Here is a 20,522-nt window from a genome sequence, read left to right as displayed (position 1 = left end):
ACCGTGGTCGCCTGCGCGTGGGGTTTGTTTTACCTGACTCTCTGGTTTTGCTCCCGTGAACAACAGAGAATCGATGCCCTGAGAATGTTATGGACTACTTCACCCTCTTTGGCTTGCCGGCCCGTTATCAGCTCGATACTCAGGCGCTGAGCCTACGTTTTCAGGATCTACAACGTCAGTATCATCCTGATAAATTTGCCAGCGGTTCCCAGGCGGAACAACTTGCTGCGGTTTCGCAGTCCGCCACGATCAACCAGGCCTGGCAAACGCTGCGTCATCCTTTGATGCGCGCCGAATACTTATTGTCTTTACACGGCTTTGATATCCGCAGCGAGCAGCACACGGTGCGCGATACCGCGTTCCTGATGGAACAACTGGAGCTGCGGGAAGAGCTGGACGAAATTGAACAGGCAAAAGACAGTCAACGTTTAGATGCGTTTATGCAGCGCGTCAGCGAAATGTATAACGTTCGTCATCAACTGATGGTGGAACAGCTGGATAGCGAGACGTGGGACGCAGCGGCAGATACCGTGCGTAAGCTGCGTTTTCTCGATAAACTGCGAAGCAGTGCAGAACAACTCGAAGAAAAACTGCTCGATTTTTAATTTCCGGAAGCGAAAATGGCCTTATTACAAATTAGTGAGCCTGGTCTGAGCGCCGCGCCGCACCAGCGTCGTCTGGCGGTAGGTATCGATTTAGGCACCACCAACTCCCTGGTTGCGACCGTACGCAGCGGCCAGGCCGAAACGTTGGCAGACCATGAAGGTCGCCACCTGTTGCCGTCAGTGGTTCACTATCAGCAGCAGGGTTATTCTGTCGGTTACGATGCCCGCGCCAATGCTGCGCTGGATACGGCAAACACCGTCAGTTCGGTAAAACGCATGATGGGCCGCTCTCTGGCGGATATCCAGGCGCGTTACCCGCATCTGCCATATACGTTCCAGGCAAGCGAAAACGGCTTGCCGATGATTGAAACCGCTGCCGGATTGCTTAATCCGGTGCGCGTCTCCGCGGATATTCTGAAAGCGCTGGCCGCGCGGGCAACCGAATCACTGTCCGGCGAACTGGATGGCGTGGTAATCACCGTTCCGGCTTACTTTGACGATGCACAGCGTCAGGGGACCAAAGACGCCGCGCGTCTGGCGGGCCTGCACGTATTGCGTCTGTTGAACGAACCGACCGCAGCAGCGATTGCCTATGGTCTGGACTCCGGTCAGGAAGGCGTGATTGCGGTCTACGATCTTGGCGGCGGTACTTTTGATATTTCTATTCTGCGTCTGAGCCGCGGCGTGTTTGAAGTGCTGGCGACCGGCGGTGATTCCGCGCTCGGCGGCGACGATTTTGACCATCTGCTGGCCGATTATATTCGCGAGCAGGCTGGCGTGGCCGACCGTAGCGATAACCGCGTACAGCGCGAACTGCTGGATGCTGCTATTGCAGCGAAAATCGCGCTTAGCGACGCTGATTCTGTAACGGTTAACGTGGCGGGATGGCAGGGTGAAATCACCCGTGAAACCTTTAATGAACTCATTTCCGCACTGGTCAAGCGTACGCTGCTGGCCTGCCGTCGCGCGCTGAAAGATGCGGGCGTGGAGCCGCAGGATGTGCTGGAAGTGGTGATGGTCGGTGGTTCAACTCGCGTGCCATTGGTGCGTGAACGCGTCGGTGAATTTTTTGGCCGTACGCCGCTGACTTCTATTGACCCGGACAAAGTGGTCGCTATTGGTGCGGCAATCCAGGCAGATATTCTGGTCGGAAATAAACCGGACAGCGAAATGCTGCTGCTGGACGTTATCCCGCTGTCCCTGGGACTGGAAACCATGGGCGGTCTGGTGGAGAAAGTGATCCCACGTAACACCACGATTCCGGTGGCGCGCGCGCAGGACTTTACCACCTTTAAAGATGGCCAAACCGCGATGTCCATTCACGTAATGCAAGGCGAGCGTGAGCTGGTGCAGGACTGCCGTTCACTGGCGCGTTTTGCGCTGCGCGGCATCCCGGCATTGCCAGCTGGCGGCGCACACATCCGCGTGACCTTCCAGGTGGACGCCGATGGCCTGCTGAGCGTCACCGCTATGGAAAAATCCACCGGCGTTGAGTCCTCAATTCAGGTTAAACCGTCCTACGGTCTGACCGACAGTGAAATCGCCTCCATGATTCAGGATTCGATGAGTTTTGCCGAGCAGGACGTTAAAGCCCGTATGCTGGCAGAACAGAAAGTCGAAGCGGCACGCGTACTGGAAAGTTTATCCGGTGCGTTGAACGCTGATGCCGCGCTGTTAAGCGCCGCAGAACGTCAGGCTATCGACACCGCTGCCGCGCATTTGAGCGAGGTTGCACAGGGTGACGATGTTGACGCGATAGAACAAGCCATTAAAAACGTAGACAAACAAACCCAGGAATTCGCCGCTCGCCGCATGGACAAATCCGTCCGTAGCGCGCTGAAAGGCCATTCCGTGGACGAGGTTTAATATGCCAAAGATTGTTATTTTGCCTCATCAGGATCTCTGTCCCGATGGCGCAGTTCTGGAAGCTGAGACCGGCGAAACCATTCTTGACGTTGCCCTGCGTAACGGTATCGAGATTGAACACGCCTGTGAAAAATCCTGTGCCTGCACAACCTGCCACTGCATCGTACGTGAAGGTTTTGATTCTTTGCCGGAAAGCACAGAAGAAGAAGACGACATGCTGGATAAAGCCTGGGGACTGGAGCCGGAGAGCCGTTTAAGCTGTCAGGCACGTGTCACCGAGGACGATTTAGTGGTCGAAATCCCACGTTACACAATCAATCATGCACGTGAGCATTAACAGAGGGTAGTATGGGACTGAAGTGGACCGATAGCCGTGAAATCGGCGAGGCGCTGTACGACGCGTTCCCCGATCTCGACCCCAAGACCGTTCGTTTCACCGATCTGCACCAGTGGATCTGTGACCTGGAAGAGTTCGATGATGATCCACAGGCATCGAACGAAAAAATCCTTGAGGCCATTTTGCTGGTCTGGCTGGACGAAGCCGAATAAGTCAACGGGCTGCCCACGGGTGGCCCGTTTTCCTGTATGCGCGAAAATAAGGATAAATAAAATGACAGAAGCCATGAAAATTACGCTTTCCACGCAACCCGCTGATGCCCGCTGGGGTGAAAAGGCGACATACAGCATTAATAATGATGGCATTACCCTGCACCTGAACGGAAAAGATGGCCTCGGCCTTATCCAGCGCGCCGCCCGTAAAATTGACGGCCTGGGTATTAAACATGTCCAACTGGACGGTGAAGGCTGGGATACCGAACGTAGCTGGGCGTTCTGGCAGGGCTACAAGGGGCCAAAAGGCACCCGCAAAGTTGAGTGGGCCGCTCTGGATGAGGCGCAGCGCAAAGAGCTGGATAACCGCCTGAAAATTATTGACTGGGTGCGCGATACCATTAACGCCCCGGCAGAAGAGCTGGGCCCGGAACAGCTGGCGCAACGCGCAGTAGACCTGCTGTGCTCTGTTGCCTGCGATAACGTCTCTTACCGCATCACTAAAGGCGAAGATCTGCGCGAGCAGAACTACATGGGATTGCATACCGTAGGTCGTGGCTCCGAACGTCCTCCGGTGCTGCTGGCGCTGGATTACAATCCAACTGGCGATAAAGAAGCCCCGGTTTATGCCTGCCTGGTGGGTAAGGGAATTACTTTTGACTCCGGCGGTTACAGCATCAAGCAAAGCGCATTTATGGACTCGATGAAGTCTGATATGGGCGGTGCGGCAACGGTGACCGGCGCGCTGGCGTTCGCCATCACCCGTGGTCTGAACAAGCGCGTGAAGCTGTATCTGTGCTGCGCGGATAACCTGATCAGCGGCAACGCCTTTAAGCTCGGCGATATTATTCACTATCGCAACGGTAAAAAAGTTGAAGTGATGAATACCGATGCCGAAGGGCGTCTGGTACTGGCCGATGGACTGATTGACGCCAGCGCGCAAAAACCAGAATTGATCATTGATGCTGCGACGCTGACCGGCGCGGCGAAAACTGCGCTGGGCAACGATTACCATGCGCTGTTTAGCTTTGACGATCAACTGGCTGCCCGTCTACTGGCAAGTGCGGCGCAAGAAAACGAGCCGTTCTGGCGTCTGCCGTTGGCAGAGTTCCACCGTAGCCAACTGCCGTCTAACTTTGCCGAGCTGAATAATACCGGCAGTGCGGCCTATCCGGCGGGTGCTAGCACCGCGGCGGGTTTCCTGTCCCATTTCGTGGAAAACTATCAGCAAGGCTGGTTGCACATCGACTGCTCTGCAACCTATCGCAAAGCGCCAGTTGAGCAGTGGTCTGCGGGCGCAACTGGTCTGGGTGTGCGCACGATTGCAAATCTGCTGATTGCCTGAACGGTGTTTTTGTAGGCCGGGTAAGCGAAGTGCCACCCGGTATTTTGCCTGATGGCGACGCCGTGCGTCTTATCAGGCCTACAACCCATATACATAATTTGTGATCTCTATGTCCGAAACGAAAAACGAATTAGAAACCCTGCTGGAGCAAGCGGCGACAGAGCCTGCGCATCGTCCGGCATTTTTCCGTACTTTACTGGAGTCTACCGTCTGGGTGCCGGGTACAGCCGCAGAAGGCGAGGCGGTGGTTGAAGACAGCGCCCTCGATCTTCAGCACTGGGAAAAAGAAGACGGCACGACCGTGATCCCGTTCTTCACCTCCCTGGAAGCTCTGCAGCAGGCGGTTGAAGATGAGCAGGCATTTGTCGTCATGCCGGTGCGTACATTGTTTGAAATGACGCTCGGCGAAACGCTGTTTCTCAACGCAAAACTGCCGACCGGCAAAGAATTTATGCCGCGTGAAATCAGCCTGCTGATGGGGGAAGAAGGGAATCCGCTCAGCACCCAGGAAGTACTGGAAGGCGGTGAATCGCTGCTCCTCTCTGAAGTCGCTGAACCTCCGGCGCAGATGATTGACTCGCTGACTACGCTGTTTAAAACCATTAAGCCGGTAAAACGTGCGTTTCTCTGCTCGATCAAAGAAAGTCCGGATGCCCAACCCAACCTGCTGATTGGCATTGAAGCGGATGGCGATATTGAAGAGATTATTCATGCCACGGGGAGTGTTGCAACGGATACGTTACCGGGTGATGAACCGATTGATATTTGCCAGGTGAGGAAAGGTGAGAAGGGCGTGAGCCACTTTATCACTGAGCACATCGCACCGTTCTATGAACGTCGCTGGGGCGGTTTCCTGCGCGACTTTAAACAGAATCGGATTATCTGAGTGAAGGAAAGCCGCCCCGAAAGGCGGCTACCAGGCTTACTTGCTCTGGGCGCTGAGCGTCATGCGTGCAGAATTACCTGAGTAACTCTGATCACCGTGAAGACACAATGCACCAGATACAACAAGCACGATACAGAAGTATCGTATCTTCATTGCGCGGTCCATGCGAAGACCGCATCACGACAGCACCACTGGCGATAATGCCGTGATAGCAAGCACTGATGTACGCTTGCTTATACGGCCATGGGACATCCTTTCCTGAAACCAGTGCCCGCTTGCGAGGCGGCGAAAAGGGCCGGAAAAGATAATACCTCAAATAGTGAATAGTTTCGCAGCTAATTAACTTGACATTCACTCCCTTAAAAGGGACTATTTGCCCCCTGATGTACGCTTGCATTGCTATGGTGACATAGCCTGCTGGAAAGGCCGCGAACCGGACCAGCACAAAAAAACCGCTCATTTGAGCGGTTTTTTTGTGGACGAAAAAGATGAATAAATCAGATTTTATTTAGCCTCAGATGGTTCTACCGGTAAATCGTTGCGAGCACCCCACTCGCTCCATGCGCCGTCATACAATGCGACGTTAGAAACGCCCAGCGTGGCAAGTGCCAGCACCACCACGGCAGCCGTTACGCCGGAGCCACAGCTGGCGATAATCGGGCGGTCAAAGCTCACGCCGTGGCTGAAGAAAATAGCATCCAGTTCGTCGGTAGTTTTCAGCTCGCCGTCACGAACCAATTCTGTCCACGGTACATTAAGCGCACCGGGCACATGACCACGCTTCAGGCCAGGACGAGGTTCGTCAACTTCTGCGTTAAAACGCGCAGCCGGTCGCGCATCGACAATCTGTGCGGTTTTTTCATGACTGGCCAGCAGTACATCGGTAACACGCACAACAGCGCCAGGCGTAAAGGCCACGTTAAATTCACCTTCAGGCAAATCCTCATCGCCTTCCTTGAGCATTAGATCATCGCGCTTCCAGCCTGCCAGACCGCCCGCCAGAATGGAGACATTTTCGACGCCAAATGTCCGCAGCATCCACCATGCGCGTGGCGCGGAAAACAGATTACCGTCATCGTAGATAACCAGATGCTTATCTTGATCAACGCCCAGCTCGCGCATCGCAACGGCAAAAGCTTCCGGGCGTGGCATCATATGCGGTAGCGGTGAGGTATGATCTGAAAGCGCTTCAATATCAAAAAAGACTGCGCCAGGAATATGGCCCGCACGATACTCCTCGCCAACATCGCGATCTTCCTGTCCTGGAGGTGCCATCCGGGCATCAAGAATTTGTATTTCCGGGTCGTCAATGTGTTCGGCAAGCCAGTCGGCAGCGACAAAGAAGGCGGTGGTCATAGGCATCTCCATTTTTACCAGGTTTTGGCAAATTGTCGGATGTTTACCGTAAAGCGACAAGTAAAACAGGCTGATTTGTCAGGTGAATCCACATTAATCACTAAAATTAAGACAACGTTGTTCAGTTACTGACTTCCACCGCCGGAAATCTGACGCATAATAGTTGTTCTACGTAGCTAACGGGCCACTACGGCCAGGGATGAAAAATGAAACATTTACGCGTAGCGGCCTGCATGCTGATGCTGGCACTGGTCGGGTGCGATAATAATAACGAAAAATCACCGACGGCTGCGAAGCCTGATGCGCCTGCGCCACAGACAGCGCCAGCAAAAGATAAGGCTCAATTACAAAAACTGATGCAGCAAAGCCAGGGCAAGTCGCTGACGCTGCTGGATGCCTCAGAGGTCCAGCTCGACGGTGCGGCAACGCTCGTGTTGACCTTCTCCATTCCCCTCGATCCGGAACAAGATTTTTCCCGCGTCGTGCACGTTGTTGATAAAAAAAACGGCAAAGTGGATGGTGCCTGGGAGCTGGCGCCAAATCTGAAAGAGCTACGCTTACGCCATCTGGAACCTAACCGGGAACTGGTCGTTACCATTGAGCGTGATTTGCTGGCGCTGAATAAAGCGACGTTCGCTATTGATTATGAAAAAAACATTACCACTCGCGACGTCCAGCCAAGCGTAGGGTTTGCCAGTCGCGGTTCGCTGCTGCCGGGAAAAGTGATTGAAGGGCTGCCGGTGATGGCCCTTAACGTTAATAGCGTAGATGTGAACTTCTTTCGCGTGAAGCCTGAGTCGCTCGGTGCGTTTGTCAGCCAGTGGGAATACCGCAATTCGTTGACTAACTGGGAATCTGACAATCTGCTGAAAATGGCGGAACTGGTGTATACCGGACGCTTTGACCTCAATCCTGCGCGCAACACCCGTGAGAAGCTGCTGTTGCCACTGAGCGATATCAAGCCGTTGCAGCAAGCAGGTGTTTACATCGCGGTGATGAATCAGGCTGGACAATACAACTACAGTAATGCCGCTACGCTGTTCACGCTCAGCGATATTGGTGTGTCTGCACACCGTTACCATAATCAACTGGATGTCTTTACGCAGAGCCTGGAAAACGGCGCCGCGCAGCAGGGGATTGAGGTCACGTTACTCAATGAAAAAGGACAGACGTTGGCGCAGGCTACCAGCGACGCTCAGGGTCATGTCAAACTGGAGACTGATAAAGACGCGGCTTTATTGCTGGCCCGCAAAGACGGGCAAACCACGCTGCTGGATCTGAAGCTCCCGGCGTTGGATCTGGCTGAATTTGATATTGCCGGTGCGCCGGGATACAGCAAGCAGTTCTTTATGTTCGGCCCACGCGATCTCTATCGTCCCGGCGAAACGGTGATCCTCAACGGATTACTGCGTGACAGCGATGGCAAAACGTTGCCCGACCAACCGGTGAAGCTGGAGGTCGTGAAGCCCGACGGACAAGTGTTACGCTCGGTGGTTAGCCAGCCGGAGAACGGTCTGTACCGCTTTAGCTGGCCGCTGGACACCAACGCGCCAACGGGTATGTGGCATATTCGGGCTAATACCGGTGATAACCAGTCGCGGATGTGGGATTTCCACGTCGAAGATTTTATGCCTGAGCGGATGGCGCTCAATCTCTCCGCCAATAAGATCCCGGTGGCACCAACTGATGAAGTGAAGTTCTCGGTGGTGGGCTACTACCTGTACGGCGCGCCCGCTAGCGGTAATGCTCTGCAAGGGCAGCTTTATCTGCGTCCATTACGAGATGCCGTTCAGGCATTGCCGGGCTTCCAGTTTGGGAATATCGCCGAAGAAAACCTTTCCCGCAGCCTCGATGAAGTTCAGCTCACGCTGGATGACCACGGACGCGGCGAAGTGACCACCAACAGCCAGTGGCAGGAGACGCATTCCCCGTTACAGGTGGTTTTGCAAGCCAGTCTGCTGGAGTCGGGGGGGCGCCCGGTGACGCGTCGGGTTGAGCAAGCCATCTGGCCCGCGGATACGCTGCCGGGCATTCGTCCGCAGTTTGCAGCGAAAGCCGTCTATGACTACCGCACCGATACCACCGTGAATCAGCCTATCGTTGATGAAAACAGCAACGCCGCTTTCGACATTGTGTATGCCGATGCGCAAGGCGAGAAAAAAGCGGTGTCCGGTTTGCAGGTGCGTTTGATCCGCGAGCGACGAGATTATTACTGGAACTGGTCTGAAGGCGAGGGCTGGCAATCACAGTTCGATCAAAAGGATCTGGTTGAAGGTGAGCAGACCCTGGATCTTAAGGCCGATGAAACCGGTAAAGTCAGCTTCCCGGTTGAGTGGGGCGCCTATCGTCTGGAAGTGAAAGCTCCGAATGATGCGGTGAGCAGCGTACGCTTCTGGGCCGGTTATAGCTGGCAGGATAACAGCGACGGCAGTGGGGCTGTGCGTCCCGATCGCGTGACGCTGAAACTGGACAAACCCAGCTATCGTCCCGGTGATACCATGAAGCTGCACGTTGCCGCTCCCGCTGCTGGCAAAGGTTATGCGATGGTGGAATCCAGCGAAGGCCCGCTGTGGTGGCAAGAAATAGACGTACCGGCGGATGGTCTTGATATCTCCATCCCAATCGATAAAACCTGGAATCGCCACGATTTGTATCTTAGTGCGCTGGTGGTTCGTCCTGGCGACAAGTCCCGTTCGGCAACGCCAAAACGGGCGGTCGGTTTACTGCATTTGCCGTTAGGTGACGAAAACCGTCGTCTGGCGCTGGCGCTGGAAAACCCGGCGAAAATACGTCCAAACCAGCCGTTGACCGTCAAGATTAAAGCCAGCGTCAAAAATGGCGACGTACCAAAACAGGTTAACGTGCTGGTCTCTGCCGTTGATAGCGGGGTGCTAAACATTACCGATTACGCCACGCCGGATCCGTGGCAGGCGTTTTTCGGGCAAAAACGCTATGGCGCAGATATTTATGATATTTACGGCCAGGTGATCGAAGGGCAAGGACGCCTGGCGGCGCTGCGCTTTGGTGGTGATGGCGATGAATTAAAACGCGGCGGTAAGCCACCGGTTAATCACGTCAATATCGTGGCGCAACAGGCGCTGCCGGTCACGCTTAACGAGCAGGGCGAAGGTACGGTGACGTTACCTATTGGTGATTTCAACGGCGAGCTGCGGGTAATGGCGCAGGCCTGGACGACGGATGACTTTGGCAGCAGCGAAAGCAAAGTGATTGTTGCGGCGCCGGTGATTGCTGAACTGAATATGCCGCGTTTTCTGGCGGGAGGCGATACCTCGCGCCTGACGCTGGACGTGACTAACCTGACTGACAAACCGCAAACGCTGAATATTAAGCTCGCGGCCAATGGTTTACTGGAGCTGATGGGGCAAGATCCCGCGCCGGTAAATCTGGCGCCAGGCGTAAGGACTACGCTGTTTATTCCGGTGCGCGCGCGGGAGGGTTTTGGCGATGGCGAAATTCAGGCAGAAATTAGCGGTCTGACTTTACCGGGTGAAACGCTGCCTGTTCAGCATAAACAGTGGAAGATTGGCGTGCGTCCGGCGTTCCCGGCGCAAACCGTTAATAACGGTGTCGCACTTCAGCCGGGCGCGACCTGGCAGCTTCCGGGCGAAGAACTGATCAATTTCTCCCCTGTGACGATGCAGGGGCAACTGCTGTTCAGCGGTAAGCCGCCGCTAAACCTGGCGCGCTATATCCGCGAACTGAAAGCGTACCCTTACGGTTGTCTGGAGCAAACGGCGAGCGGGTTGTTCCCATCCTTATACACCAACGCTGCGCAATTGAAGGCGTTAGGTATTGTGGGCGACAGCGATGAAAAACGTCGCGCGGCAGTTGATATTGGGATTTCCCGTTTAGTGCAGATGCAGCGTGATAACGGCGGTTTTGCGCTGTGGGATAAAAACGGGTCGGAAGAGTACTGGCTGACCGCGTATGTCATGGATTTCCTCGTCCGGGCAAATGAACAGGGCTACAGTGTCCCGGTAGAGGTGATTAACCGGGGCAACGAGCGGCTACTGCGCTATTTGCAGGATCCGGGCATGATGTCGATTCGCTATACCGACGACTCTTCAGCAAGCCGGTTTGCCGTACAAGCCTACGCCGCGTTGGTTCTGGCACATCAGCAAAAAGCTCCGCTCGGCGCATTGCGTGAGATCTGGGAGCGTCGTGCGCAAGCAGCCTCTGGTTTACCGCTGTTACAACTGGGGATCGCGCTGAAAAATATGGGCGATGCCAATCGCAGTGAACAGGCGTTGACGCTGGCCCTGAATACACCGCGCCGCGATACGCAACAGTGGATGGCGGATTACGGCAGTGCGTTACGGGATAACGCGTTGATGCTGGCCTTGCTCGAAGAGAACAAGATCAAACCTGACGTGCAGAATACGCTGCTGAACACGTTGTCAGAACAGGCCTTTGGACAGCGCTGGCTCTCGACGCAGGAAAATAATGCGTTGTTCCTTGCCGCGCGTACGTTACAGGATTTGCCTGGTACGTGGCAGGCGCAAACGTCACTCTCGGAACAACCATTAGCAGGGGATAAATCGCTAACCCGCAATCTGGATGCCGATGCGCTGTCTACGCTGAGCGTCACCAATACCGGTAATCTACCGCTGTGGTTGCGTCTGGATGTGAGTGGTTATCCACAAACCGCACCGACGCCTGCCAGCAACGTTTTGCGTATTGAGCGGCAAATCCTGGGAATTGACGGAAATAGCAAATCGCTGGATTCGCTGCGTAGCGGCGAACTGGTGCTGGTCTGGCTGGAGGTAAAAGCCAGCCAGAACGTGCCGGATGCGCTGGTGGTCGATTTACTGCCAGCAGGGCTGGAACTGGAAAACCAGAATCTGGCCAACGGCAGTGCCAGCCTGCAGGATAGCGGCAGCGAAGTGGCGAATCTGCTCAATCAGATGCAGCAGGCAGATATCCAGCACGTTGAGTTCCGTGACGATCGCTTTGTCGCCGCGGTGGCGGTCAACGAAGGACAACCGGTTACGCTGGTGTATCTGGCGCGGGCGGTAACGCCGGGGACCTACCGGGTTCCTGTCCCGCAGGTGGAATCAATGTATATTCCACAGTGGCGCGCGACCGGTGCGACAGAGGGACTTTTGATTGTCAGACCGTAAATGATACGCGGGTTGGGTAAACGCGGCTGCTGGCTCTGGCTGGCAGCCGTTGCACTATTGTTTGTGGCGGCGGTTTGGGCGGCAGATAAAATCTGGCCGCTGCCGCTGCACGAAGTCGATCCGGCGCGGGTCGTGGTGGCGCATGATGGTACGCCGCTGTGGCGCTTTGCCGATGCGGATGGTATCTGGCGGTATCCGGTAACGATTGATGAGGTGTCGCCCCGCTACCTTGAGGCGTTAATTAACTACGAAGACCGCTGGTTCTGGAAGCATCCCGGCGTCAATCCGTTTTCAGTACTGCGCGCGGCATGGCAAGACCTCTCCTCTGGGCGTGTGGTTTCTGGCGGCAGTACGCTCACCATGCAGGTCGCACGATTACTCGATCCCCATCCGCGAACCTTTGGCGGCAAGTTTCGCCAGCTCTGGCGCGCATTGCAGCTGGAATGGCATCTCTCCAAACGCGACATCCTGACACTGTATCTCAACCGCGCGCCGTTTGGCGGTACGCTGCAGGGCGTGGGGGCGGCAAGCTGGGCTTATCTTGGTAAATCACCCGTGCAATTGAGTTACTCCGATGCCGCGCTGCTGGCTGTTTTGCCACAGGCACCGAGCCGTCTGCGTCCGGATCGCTGGCCGGACCGTGCTGAAGCGGCGCGTAATAAAGTGCTCGAACGTATGGCGACCCAGGGCATTTGGCCTGCCAGACAGGTGCAGGAGTCGCGTGAAGAACCGGTCTGGCTGGCGCCCCGGCAAATGCCGCAGTTAGCACCGTTATTCTCGCGCATGATGTTGGGAAAAAGCCGAAGCGATAAAATCGTGACTACCCTTGATGCCGGATTGCAGCGTCAACTGGAAGAGCTGGCGCAAAATTGGAAGGGGCGCTTACCTGCGCGCAGTTCGCTGGCGATGATCGTGGTCGATCACACCGATATGAGCGTGCGTGGCTGGGTGGGGTCGGTAGATATGAATGACGACTCTCGTTTTGGTCATGTGGATATGGTGAATGCGATCCGTTCGCCTGGCTCGGTGCTGAAGCCGTTTGTTTATGGCCTGGCGCTGGATGACGGACTCATCCATCCCGCTTCGTTATTGCAGGATGTCCCGCGGCGAACCGGGGACTATCGACCGGGGAATTTTGACAGCGGTTTTCATGGCCCGGTGAGCATGAGCGAAGCGCTGGTGCGCTCGCTGAATTTACCCGCCGTGCAGGTACTCGAAGCCTATGGCCCGAAGCGTTTTGCCGCATCGTTACGTAACGTCGGCTTACCGCTGTATCTGCCCGCAGGGGCTACGCCGAATCTGTCGCTGATTTTGGGCGGTGCGGGGGCAAGGTTGGAAGATATGGCCGCAGCGTACAGCGCCTTTGCCCGCCAGGGAAAAGCGGGAAAACTGCGTCTGCAGCCGGGTGACCCACTACTGGAACGTCCGTTGATGTCGGCGGGCGCGGCGTGGATTATTCGCCGCATTATGGCTGACGAAGCGCAACCGCTGCCGGATAACGCGCTGAGCAGAGTGGTCCCTCTGGCGTGGAAAACGGGTACCAGCTATGGCTATCGCGATGCCTGGGCGATTGGCGTTAATGCGCGTTATGTGATCGGTATCTGGACCGGCAGGCCCGATGGTACGCCAGTGGTGGGGCAGTTTGGTTTCGCCAGTGCCGTGCCGTTGCTCAATCAGGTCAACAATCTTTTGCTCTCTCGCGGGACAAATCAGCCGGAAGATCCACGCCCTGAATCCGTGAGTCGTGGTGTGGTGTGCTGGCCGGGCGGGCAATCTCTTGCCCCCGGTGACAGCAACTGCCGTCGCCGTCTGGCAACCTGGTTACTGGATGGCATTCAGCCGCCAACGTTATTATTGCCCGAGCAGGAAGGGGTTAATGGCATTCGTTTTCCTGTCTGGCTGGATGATGAAGGCAAACGTGTGGCGGCGGATTGCCCGCAGGCGCATGAGCAAACGTTAATCGTTTGGCCTTTGCCGCTGGAGCCATGGCTACCGGAATCAGAACGCCGTGGGGCGAGATTACCGCCAGTTTCTGCCACATGTCCGCCGCTGGGACAAGACGCTTCGCAGCCGTTGCAGTTGACAGGCATTCGTGATGGCGCGATTGTGAAGCGTTTACCCGGTTCTGCTCAAGCCTCATTGCCGGTGCAAACCAGCGGTGGGAGCGGTGAACGCTGGTGGTTTCTTAACGGTGAAAGGCTGGATGAACGCGGACGTCGTCTTACGTTACGGCTGGCGACTAAAGGGGATTATCAACTGCTGGTGATGGATGACGCAGGCCAGGTAGCGACGGTGAGATTTTCGATGCAGTAGACCAGTTAGTGACTGTTTGTTGCTAAAATTCATCTTATTTTAAAGAAATGTTACCTTCATCAATAGTCAATTGCCGGGATGCTCTTTATAATCCGCGCCAGGTCGTACATCTATATAGACAACAACAGAACACATTACAGAGGTTATCATGGCTATTGAACGTACTTTTTCCATCATCAAACCAAACGCGGTGGCAAAAAACGTTATTGGGAGCATCTTTGCGCGCTTTGAAGCAGCAGGGTTCAAAATCGTCGGGACTAAAATGCTGCACCTGACCGTTGAGCAGGCGCGTGGTTTCTATGCTGAGCACGATGGCAAACCGTTCTTTGACGGTCTGGTTGAATTCATGACCTCTGGTCCGATCGTTGTTTCTGTTCTGGAAAGCGAAAATGCCGTACAGCGTCATCGCGATCTGCTGGGCGCAACCAACCCAGCGAATGCGCTGGCCGGTACTCTGCGTGCAGACTATGCTGACAGCTTCACCGAGAACGGTACTCACGGTTCCGACTCCGTTGAGTCAGCGGCGCGCGAAATCGCCTATTTCTTTGGTGAAGGTGAGGTTTGCCCGCGCACTCGCTAATCTCCTGCGTCTTGCACGTCGCAGTGGTGTAGGCCGGATAAGCGTTTAGCGCATCCGGCTCTGCTTTGCCTGATGGTGACGCTGATGCGTCTTATCAGGCCTACGATCTTCCTTTACATATTATTTTCGCTAATGCTTCGTGCAAACGTGGCATCCCTGCGCCAGACTTTGTACAATGCAACGCCCCGGAAGAGCAGATCGCTTGCCGGGGCGTTTCTTTTTAACCCTCCACGGGCCACAACGTGTAACAACGAGGCCGGAAAAAATTATGTCTGAATTAGTTAACACCTCTGAAGTCGTCATTCCTGCGGTTCCAAATAAAAATGGAAAAATTAACCTGCTGGATCTGAACCGTCAGCAAATGCGCGAATTCTTCAAAGAGATGGGCGAAAAACCGTTTCGTGCCGATCAGGTCATGAAGTGGATGTACCACTATTGCAGCGACAACTTTGATGACATGACTGACATCAATAAGGTGCTGCGTAACAAGCTGAAAGAAGTAGCTGAAATTCGCGCCCCGGAAGTGGTGGAAGAGCAGCGTTCTTCTGACGGTACGATCAAATGGGCTATCGCTGTTGGCGATCAGCGCGTTGAAACGGTGTATATCCCGGAAGACGATCGTGCGACCCTGTGTGTTTCTTCACAGGTCGGTTGCGCATTAGAGTGTAAATTCTGCTCTACGGCGCAACAGGGCTTTAACCGTAACCTGCGGGTATCGGAGATCATTGGCCAGGTCTGGCGCGCGGCGAAAATCGTCGGCGCGGTCAAAGCAACGGGCGTGCGTCCTATCACCAACGTGGTGATGATGGGGATGGGTGAGCCGCTGCTCAACCTGACCAACGTAGTGCCGGCGATGGAAATCATGCTGGATGACTTCGGTTTTGGGTTGTCCAAGCGTCGCGTCACGCTCTCCACCTCGGGCGTTGTCCCTGCGCTGGATAAGCTGGGTGATATGATTGACGTCGCGCTGGCGATTTCTCTGCATGCGCCGAACGATGAAATTCGTGACGAAATTGTACCGATCAACAAAAAGTACAATATCGAAACATTCCTTGGCGCGGTTCGTCGTTATCTGGAGAAATCCAACGCTAACCAGGGCCGTGTGACCATTGAGTATGTGATGTTAGATCACATCAATGATGGCACTGAACACGCGCATCAGCTGGCAGAGCTGCTGAAAGATACGCCGTGTAAGATCAACCTGATCCCGTGGAACCCGTTCCCGGGCGCGCCGTATGGCCGTAGTTCTAACAGCCGTATCGATCGTTTCTCCAAAGTGTTGATGAGCTATGGTTTCACCACCATTGTGCGTAAAACACGTGGCGATGACATCGATGCAGCCTGTGGTCAGTTGGCGGGCGACGTTATCGACCGTACCAAGCGTACTTTGCGTAAGCGTATGCAGGGCGACGCTATCGACATTAAGACCGTTTGATGTTGGCGCACTACGGTATAATTCTTGTACCGTAGTGCAACGTAAGCCATATGAGGTTTTTTGTTGTCGTCGTCAGGTCAATAATAACGGTGCGTTTTTGTCGACTTTAAGGCAGTATGTAACGGCGTAACAAGTGTTTAGCCCTCAGGTTTACGCCGTTTTGTCATTGATAGTCTGACCGTTTTATACTGTCTGACGAAGGTTAACTGACCAGATGTTTCGCGGTGTGGGTGAGCATTGTGGCTCGCCGGCATCAGAACCCAAATATTACGCAGCTGTAGCGAATGAATACTGAAGCCACGCACGACAAAAATGAAACACTATCCACCGGCATTCGTCTGCGCAATGCCCGTGAACAACTCGGATTCAGCCAGCAGGCAGTCGCGGAGCGACTTTGCCTGAAGGTCTCCACGGTACGCGATATTGAAGAAGATAAGGCGCCAGCCGATCTCGCTTCAACATTCCTGCGCGGGTATATCCGTTCTTATGCGCGTCTGGTGCATATTCCTGAAGAAGAACTGTTGCCAGGGCTGGAAAAACAGGCTCCGATTCGTCCTGCCAAAGTCGCACCGATGCAGAGCTTCTCGCTCGGTAAGCGTCGTAAGAAACGCGACGGCTGGTTAATGACCTTTACCTGGCTGGTACTGTTTGTCGTTGTCGGACTGACTGGCGCTTGGTGGTGGCAGAACCATAAAGCGCAGCAGGAAGAGATCACCACCATGGCCGATCAATCCTCCGCTGAGTTGAATGCCGGTAAAGAGGGTGCGCAGAATGTACCGTTAGATACCAGCGCTGCAGCAAGCCCGGATACCACGTCGGCTGTTGAAAATGGCGCGGTAACGGATTCAGCGCCAGCGCAACAAGATACCGCAGCGGCTCAGGCACCCGCCGCTGATGCGCAACAAAACGCCGTCGTTGCCCCTTCTCAGGCTAACGTCGATACTGCAACCACAGCGCCAGCTACCGCGGCACCGCTGCCGACCGATCAGGCAGGTGTGACTACACCTGCAGCCGATCCTAACGCGCTGGTGATGAACTTTACCGCAGATTGCTGGCTGGAAGTCACCGATGCGACCGGTAAAAAACTGTTCAGCGGGATGCAGCGTAAAGATGGCAATCTGAATTTGACCGGTCAGGCACCGTACAAACTGAAGATTGGTGCTCCGGCGGCAGTGCAGATTCAGTTCCAGGGTAAACCTGTCGATCTGAGTCGTTTTATCAGAACTAACCAGGTTGCGCGTCTGACCGTTAATGCCGAACAATCACCGGCTCAGTAACAGACGGCAATGCGGGAGATTTTTTAATGCATAACCAGGCTCCAATTCAACGTAGAAAATCGACACGCATTTACGTTGGGAACGTGCCGATCGGCGATGGTGCGCCCATCGCCGTACAGTCTATGACTAATACGCGTACCACGGACGTGGAAGCGACGGTTAATCAGATTAAAGCGCTGGAACGCGTAGGCGCAGACATTGTTCGTGTCTCTGTACCGACAATGGATGCCGCAGAAGCGTTCAGGCTTATCAAACAGCAGGTTAACGTCCCGCTGGTTGCCGATATACACTTCGACTATCGTATCGCACTGAAGGTGGCGGAATACGGCGTTGATTGCCTGCGTATTAACCCAGGTAATATCGGCAGTGAAGAGCGTATTCGCATGGTGGTGGATTGCGCTCGTGATAAAAATATTCCTATCCGTATCGGTGTCAACGCCGGATCGCTGGAAAAAGATCTGCAGGAAAAATACGGTGAACCGACGCCTCAGGCGCTGCTGGAATCCGCGATGCGCCACGTGGATCACCTCGATCGTCTGAACTTCGATCAATTCAAAGTTAGTGTTAAAGCGTCTGACGTTTTCCTCGCCGTAGAATCCTATCGCCTGCTGGCGAAACAGATCGATCAACCGTTGCATCTGGGGATCACCGAAGCTGGTGGCCTGCGTAGTGGTTCGGTGAAGTCCGCGATCGGCCTTGGCCTGCTGTTATCTGAAGGGATCGGCGATACGCTGCGTGTTTCTCTGGCGGCCGATCCGGTGGAAGAGATCAAAGTTGGTTTCGATATCCTGAAATCGTTGCGCATTCGCGCGCGCGGGATCAACTTCATCGCTTGCCCAACTTGTTCGCGTCAGGAGTTTGACGTTATCGGTACGGTTAACGCGCTGGAGCAACGCCTGGAGGATATCATTACGCCAATGGACGTTTCGATCATCGGCTGCGTAGTAAACGGCCCTGGTGAAGCGCTGGTTTCTACGCTGGGCGTGACGGGTGGTAACAAGAAAAGCGGCCTGTATGAAGACGGCGTGCGTAAGGACAGACTCGATAACGACGACATGATTACGCAGCTTGAAGCCCGCATTCGTGCCAAAGCAAGTATTCTGGACGAAGCGCGTCGTATCGACGTGCAGCAGCTTGAAAAATAACAACGTGATGGGAAGCGGCATGCTTCCCGTGTATGATTGAACCCGCATGGCGCCCGCATTGTTCGGGTTAGCGCTGAGGGTTCATTTTTATATTCATAAAGAGAATAAACGTGGCAAAAAACATTCAAGCCATTCGCGGCATGAACGATTATCTGCCTGGCGAAACCGCCATCTGGCAGCGCATTGAAGGCACTCTTAAAAACGTGCTCGGCAGCTACGGTTACAGTGAAATCCGCTTGCCGATTGTAGAGCAGACCCCGTTATTCAAACGCGCGATCGGTGAAGTCACCGACGTGGTTGAAAAAGAGATGTATACCTTTGAGGACCGTAATGGCGACAGCCTGACATTGCGTCCTGAAGGGACTGCGGGCTGCGTACGCGCCGGCATCGAACATGGTCTCCTGTACAATCAGGAACAGCGTCTGTGGTATATCGGGCCGATGTTCCGCCACGAACGTCCGCAGAAAGGACGCTATCGTCAATTCCATCAGCTGGGTGTCGAAGTGTTTGGCCTGCAAGGCCCGGACATCGATGCAGAACTGATTATGCTGACCGCTCGCTGGTGGCGCGCGCTGGGTATTTCTCAGCATGTCAGCCTGGAGCTGAACTCGATCGGTTCGCTTGAAGCCCGCGCTAACTACCGTGATGCGCTGGTTGCCTACCTGGAACTGCACAAAGAGAAACTGGACGAAGACTGCAAGCGCCGTATGTACACCAACCCGCTGCGCGTTCTCGACTCCAAAAACCCGGAAGTACAGGCGCTGCTCAACGACGCGCCTGTACTGGGCGACTATCTGGATGACGACTCGCGCGAGCACTTCGCGGGTTTGTGCAAACTGCTGGAGTCCGCAGGCATTGCCTACACCGTCAATCAGCGTCTGGTTCGTGGTCTTGATTACTACAACCGCACCGTATTTGAGTGGGTCACCAGCAGCCTGGGCTCTCAGGGTACCGTGTGTGCCGGTGGTCGTTACGACGGTCTGGTAGAGCAACTTGGCGGTCGTGCAACGCCTGCCGTGGGCTTTGCTATGGGTCTGGAACGACTTGTTTTGTTAGTTCAGGCAGTTAATCCGGAATTTAACGCAGATCCTGTTGTCGATATATACCTGGTCGCTTCAGGGGCGGACACGCAGTCGGCAGCAATGACGCTTGCAGAACGTCTGCGCGATGAAGTTCCTGGTGTGAAACTGATGACAAACCACGGTGGCGGCAACTTTAAGAAACAGTTTGCCCGTGCCGATAAGTGGGGCGCCCGCGTTGCACTGGTACTGGGCGAGTCCGAAGTGGCTGACGGTACTGTTGTAGTGAAGGATTTGCGCTCTGGTGAGCAAACGGCAGTAGCGCAGGATAGCGTTGCCGCGCATTTGCGCACTTTACTGGGCTAAGGAGAAGGACAGCGTGGAAATTTACGAGAACGAACACGACCAGGTTGATGCGGTAAAACGCTTCTTTGCTGAAAACGGCAAGGCGCTGGCTGTTGGGATCATTTTAGGGGTTGGCGCGCTGGTTGGTTGGCGTTACTGGACCAGCCATCAGACGGAGTCCGCACGCTCTGCTTCTCTGGCGTATCAAAATACGGTAACTGCGGTTAGCGCGGGTAAACCGGACAGCATTCCTGCCGCTGAGAAATTTGCTGCAGAGAATAAAAATACCTATGGCGCGCTGGCTTCACTGGAACTGGCGCAGCAGTTTGTTGACCAAAATGAACTTGAGAAAGCCGCAAGCCAACTGCAACAAGGCTTGGCTGCGACCAGCGATGAAAATCTCAAAGCAGTGATAAACCTGCGTCTGGCTCGTGTTCAGGTTCAGCTTAAACAGGCTGATACCGCGCTGAAAACACTCGAAACCATTAAAGGTGAAGGGTGGGCGGCCATTGTTGCCGATCTGCGTGGTGAAGCGTTGTTGAGTAAAGGCGACAAACAAGGTGCGCGTAGCGCATGGGAAGCGGGTGTGAAAAGCGATGCCTCTCCTGCTCTGAGCGAAATGATGCAGATGAAAATCAATAATTTGTCCATCTGAGAGGG

Annotated in this window: 16 protein-coding genes; 14 read left to right on the top strand and 2 right to left on the bottom strand. The window is 54.7% G+C overall.

Annotated elements, in window-relative coordinates:
• Positions 1-89 precede the first annotated feature (89 nt).
• The 6 genes from hscB (at position 90) to sseB (ending at position 5,251) form a co-directional block, all read left to right on the top strand.
• Entirely contained in the window at positions 90-605 is a 516-nt protein-coding gene (gene hscB / locus OGV89_RS10195; RefSeq protein WP_003838436.1) for a co-chaperone HscB, read from the top strand.
• A gap of 15 nt (positions 606-620) precedes the next feature.
• On the top strand, positions 621-2,471 hold the full coding sequence (gene hscA / locus OGV89_RS10190) for a Fe-S protein assembly chaperone HscA (protein WP_003838439.1): 1,851 nt from the start codon (positions 621-623) through the stop codon (positions 2,469-2,471).
• A gap of 1 nt (position 2,472) precedes the next feature.
• On the top strand, positions 2,473-2,808 hold the full coding sequence (gene fdx / locus OGV89_RS10185) for an ISC system 2Fe-2S type ferredoxin (protein ID WP_003037690.1): 336 nt from the start codon (positions 2,473-2,475) through the stop codon (positions 2,806-2,808).
• An 11-nt stretch (positions 2,809-2,819) separates the two neighbouring features.
• On the top strand, positions 2,820-3,020 hold the full coding sequence (gene iscX / locus OGV89_RS10180; RefSeq protein WP_003037694.1) for a Fe-S cluster assembly protein IscX: 201 nt from the start codon (positions 2,820-2,822) through the stop codon (positions 3,018-3,020).
• A 61-nt stretch (positions 3,021-3,081) separates the two neighbouring features.
• Positions 3,082-4,365, top strand: coding sequence for an aminopeptidase PepB (gene pepB / locus OGV89_RS10175; RefSeq protein WP_200003119.1), 1,284 nt, complete (start codon positions 3,082-3,084; stop codon positions 4,363-4,365).
• Positions 4,366-4,474: 109 nt separating this feature from the next.
• The gene (gene sseB, locus OGV89_RS10170; protein ID WP_003838442.1) at positions 4,475-5,251 is read left to right on the top strand and encodes an enhanced serine sensitivity protein SseB; all 777 of its coding nucleotides are present in this window, start codon (positions 4,475-4,477) and stop codon (positions 5,249-5,251) included.
• A 36-nt stretch (positions 5,252-5,287) separates the two neighbouring features.
• Here sseB and timP read toward each other — a convergent pair whose 3' ends face one another.
• Both timP and sseA read right to left on the bottom strand, forming a co-directional pair.
• Positions 5,288-5,404 (bottom strand): small toxic inner membrane protein TimP, encoded by a 117-nt coding sequence (gene timP, locus OGV89_RS10165; protein WP_242670821.1) that lies wholly within the window; start codon positions 5,402-5,404, stop codon positions 5,288-5,290.
• 351 nt (positions 5,405-5,755) lie between these two features.
• Positions 5,756-6,607 carry a 3-mercaptopyruvate sulfurtransferase gene (gene sseA, locus OGV89_RS10160; RefSeq protein WP_003037701.1) on the bottom strand — a complete coding sequence of 284 codons (852 nt, stop codon included), beginning with the start codon at positions 6,605-6,607 and terminating at the stop codon, positions 5,756-5,758.
• 206 nt (positions 6,608-6,813) lie between these two features.
• On the opposite strand from sseA, the gene OGV89_RS10155 reads away from it, so the two are divergent.
• From OGV89_RS10155 to OGV89_RS10120, 8 genes are all read left to right on the top strand, one after another.
• Positions 6,814-11,748, top strand: coding sequence for an alpha-2-macroglobulin family protein (locus OGV89_RS10155; protein ID WP_003847104.1), 4,935 nt, complete (start codon positions 6,814-6,816; stop codon positions 11,746-11,748).
• Complete coding sequence (gene pbpC / locus OGV89_RS10150) at positions 11,749-14,061, top strand: peptidoglycan glycosyltransferase PbpC (RefSeq protein ID WP_286558576.1); 2,313 nt, start codon at positions 11,749-11,751, stop codon at positions 14,059-14,061. It abuts the gene before it with no gap.
• 148 nt (positions 14,062-14,209) lie between these two features.
• On the top strand, positions 14,210-14,641 hold the full coding sequence (gene ndk, locus OGV89_RS10145) for a nucleoside-diphosphate kinase (protein WP_003037710.1): 432 nt from the start codon (positions 14,210-14,212) through the stop codon (positions 14,639-14,641).
• Between the two features lie 268 nt (positions 14,642-14,909).
• Positions 14,910-16,076: a dual-specificity RNA methyltransferase RlmN gene (rlmN, locus tag OGV89_RS10140; protein ID WP_003037713.1), complete on the top strand. Its 1,167-nt coding sequence runs from the start codon at positions 14,910-14,912 to the stop codon at positions 16,074-16,076.
• A gap of 284 nt (positions 16,077-16,360) precedes the next feature.
• Positions 16,361-17,353 carry a cytoskeleton protein RodZ gene (rodZ, locus tag OGV89_RS10135; RefSeq protein ID WP_003847106.1) on the top strand — a complete coding sequence of 331 codons (993 nt, stop codon included), beginning with the start codon at positions 16,361-16,363 and terminating at the stop codon, positions 17,351-17,353.
• Positions 17,354-17,379: 26 nt separating this feature from the next.
• Positions 17,380-18,498, top strand: a complete 1,119-nt coding sequence (ispG, locus tag OGV89_RS10130) for a flavodoxin-dependent (E)-4-hydroxy-3-methylbut-2-enyl-diphosphate synthase (RefSeq protein WP_003838451.1) — start codon at positions 17,380-17,382, stop codon at positions 18,496-18,498.
• A 110-nt stretch (positions 18,499-18,608) separates the two neighbouring features.
• Positions 18,609-19,883 (top strand): histidine--tRNA ligase, encoded by a 1,275-nt coding sequence (gene hisS / locus OGV89_RS10125; protein WP_267454545.1) that lies wholly within the window; start codon positions 18,609-18,611, stop codon positions 19,881-19,883.
• A gap of 13 nt (positions 19,884-19,896) precedes the next feature.
• Entirely contained in the window at positions 19,897-20,517 is a 621-nt protein-coding gene (locus OGV89_RS10120; RefSeq protein WP_003037727.1) for a YfgM family protein, read from the top strand.
• Positions 20,518-20,522: the final 5 nt, after the last annotated feature.

The organism is Citrobacter sp. Cf125, assembly GCF_030333935.1.
Lineage (GTDB): Bacteria > Pseudomonadota > Gammaproteobacteria > Enterobacterales > Enterobacteriaceae > Citrobacter > Citrobacter freundii.
Note: the sequence above shows the minus strand (reverse complement) of the source record. Positions and strands in the feature narration are given on the sequence as shown.